The sequence below is a fragment of the uncultured Campylobacter sp. genome, assembly GCF_938045535.1.
GTDB lineage: Bacteria > Campylobacterota > Campylobacteria > Campylobacterales > Campylobacteraceae > Campylobacter_B.
Genome location: NZ_CALIMQ010000048.1, coordinates 1 through 2,916, shown reverse-complemented (window position 1 = coordinate 2,916; position 2,916 = coordinate 1). Strand labels below are relative to the sequence as shown.

Annotated in this window: 1 protein-coding gene and 2 pseudogenes; all 3 read left to right on the top strand. The window is 45.2% G+C overall.

Annotated elements, in window-relative coordinates; genetic code table 11:
• A pseudogene (locus Q0095_RS01860) lies at positions 1-124 on the top strand (isocitrate/isopropylmalate family dehydrogenase); the annotation flags it as partial.
• A 110-nt stretch (positions 125-234) separates the two neighbouring features.
• Positions 235-2,076 carry a molecular chaperone HtpG gene (htpG, locus tag Q0095_RS01855; protein WP_297880835.1) on the top strand — a complete coding sequence of 614 codons (1,842 nt, stop codon included), beginning with the start codon at positions 235-237 and terminating at the stop codon, positions 2,074-2,076.
• 448 nt (positions 2,077-2,524) lie between these two features.
• Positions 2,525-2,916: pseudogene (locus Q0095_RS01850) on the top strand (metalloid reductase RarA); the annotation flags it as partial.

Sequence of the window (2,916 nt, the reverse complement as noted above, 5' to 3'; positions counted from 1 at the left end):
TGCCAATATTCGCCCTGTTAAGATTTTTGATAGTCTCAAGCATTTGTCACCACTTAAACCGGAACGAATTGCTGGTGTAGACTTTGTCGTGGTGCGTGAGTTGACAGGTGGGATTTACTTTGGTGATACCGGCTCCTGCATAAGTAGGATTCATATCAAGTTTATTTATTCTACTCTTGACAAGATTAGCACTCCATGATATAATCTGCCAAAATTTTTAAAAAGGACCGCATAATGGCAAAGAAAAAATTTAAGACCGAAGTGAATGATCTGCTAAATTTGATGATCCATTCGCTTTATTCGAACAAGGAGATTTTCCTGCGCGAGCTTATCTCAAACGCAAGCGACGCGTTGGATAAATTAAACTATTTGTGCCTTACGAACGACGAATATAAGGCGCTTTCGTATGTACCGCGCATCGATATAAAGATCGACAAAGAGGCCAAAACGCTAAGCATCGGCGATAATGGCATCGGCATGGACGAGGCCGAGCTCGAGAGCAATCTAGGCACTATCGCGCGCAGCGGTACGAAGGGCTTTATGGCGAGCCTTAGCGGCGATGCGGCGAAGGATAGCAACCTCATCGGGCAGTTCGGCGTAGGGTTTTATTCGGCGTTTATGGTAGCAGATCATATCGACGTCATCAGCCGCAAGCCGCTCTCGCAGGACGCTTTTAAATGGAGCAGCGATGCGAGCAACTACGCTATCGAAAAGGCGCAAAAAGAGGACTTCGGCACGACGATAATCCTGCATATGAAAGATGAGGAGTTTTTGGACGGCTACAGGCTCGAGGGCATCGTCAAAAAATACTCCAACCACATCCCTTACCCAATCTTTATGGATAAAGAAGAGTACGTTCCTGCGCAAAAAGAGGGCGAGCAGGGGTATAGCGAAGTTAAAAACGTCCAGATCAACCGCGCGAGCGCGCTTTGGCAGCTGCCGAAAAGCAGCCTAAAGCCAAGCGATTACAATGAATTTTACAAGCAGATTAGCCACGATAGCGGCGATCCGCTGTTTTATATCCACACAAAGGCCGAGGGCACGCACGAATACACGACGCTTTTTTACGTGCCGAGCAGCGAGCCCTTTGATCTATACCGCGTCGATTATCAAAGCGGCGTGAAGCTCTACGTCAAGCGCGTTTTCATCACCGACGACGCCAAAGAGCTGCTGCCTAGCTACTTGCGCTTCGTGCGCGGCATAATGGACGTCGAGGATCTGCCGCTAAACGTAAGCCGCGAAATTTTACAAGAAAATCGAATTCTAGCCTACGTCCGTGAACAAAGCGTCAAAAAAATTCTATCCGAGCTAGAAAAGCTTTTGCAGAACGATCGCGAAAAATACATAAAATTTTACGAATTATTCGGCAAGGTTTTGAAAGAGGGGCTTTACGGCTTCGGCGCAAACAAAGAGGAAATTTTAAAGCTTTGTCTTTTCAAATCGAACCTGCGAGACGGACTCATTACGCTTAGCGAGTATAAGGAAAAAATGAAAGAGGATCAAAAAGAGATCTATTATATCGCGGGAAACAGCGCTGCGATGCTTAAAAGCTCACCTCTGATCGAGAAATTTAACGCCGAGGGCACGGAGGTGTTGCTCTGCGATGATGAGATCGATACGATCGTGATGCCTGGCGTTTTTGAGTTTGATAAGACGCCTGTTAAAAATGCGACTTCAATCAAGCAGGAGGCCACAAGCGATGACGCCGCGACGCCGCAAGCCAAAGAGATCGCCGCAAAGATCAAAGAAATTTTAGGCGATCGCGTCAAAGACGTTAAAATTTCATCGCGTCTAAGCGGCTCGCTTTCCTGCCTCGTTTTTGACGAGAACGATCCCGATTTTGCTACGCAGCAGCTGCTTAAGCAGATGGGAGGCCGCAATTTGCCGCCAATAAAGCCGATTTTGGAGATCAACGCAGATCACGAGATCATCAAAAAGCTGCAGGCCGATAAGCTGATGCTGCCGCAAGTGTCTGAAATAATCTACGATCTGGCGCGCCTTAGCGAGGGGCAGGAGCTGGAAAATCCGAGCGAGTTTATCAAAAACGTAAACGAGTTGATCGCAAAGGCTCTGTAAATTATCTAAATTTAGAGCTTCTATCCGTTATCTAAATTCTGCGCGGCTGCATAGGCTGTATAAATCTATGGAGTCGCGCTTTAAATTCAAAAAGAAATTTTAGCTCACAAACTTCACCCCACTTTCTAAATTTTAAAATTTAAAAGCGGCGGAATTTCACTCTCTGATTTCAGTAAAAATTTTATTCGACGGCTCAGTTTGGCGTTTTTGAAATTTTGAAATTTTGATCGCTTTTATTCGCGAGTCGAGCTTGGGGCGCAAGCCAAAAATTTTCGCCAAATCATAAAATCATAAATAGGGCGATAAATTTCACTATTCATTAATTTAATCTTTACAAAGTTGCGTAATTTTATTTTAAATTTCCCCCTTTTTTATCGTAAACAGCGAGATTGTTTGATATAATTCATTTTATAAATATTTTGTAAATCTTTATGAAAGGAGATTTCGAATGAAACTCATCAAACTAAGTTTGGCTGCGGCGGTTTGCGCATGCGCTGTATCATCGCTAAGCGCGGCGGACAGCGTAGCCGATGCGATCACTAACGGTAAGCTTGGCGGAACGGTAAAGACAACTTACGCCAATAAAACCGTAGACAATAGAGGCGAAGCCGCTACGGGCGATAACGACTACGAGGCATTCGGCGTGGGTCTTGAGCTTGGATATGTCACCGATCCTCTTTACGGCTTTAGAATAGGGCTTACCGGGCAAGGTTGGTTGATGCCGTATCACGTAGGCTCAAGCAATAAGACCGCCTACGATAAGGAGTGGTATACCAAGGGTGCGGTATTATCGGAATTATACCTAGGATACGGCATAGGAAATACCGATATAAAAGCAGG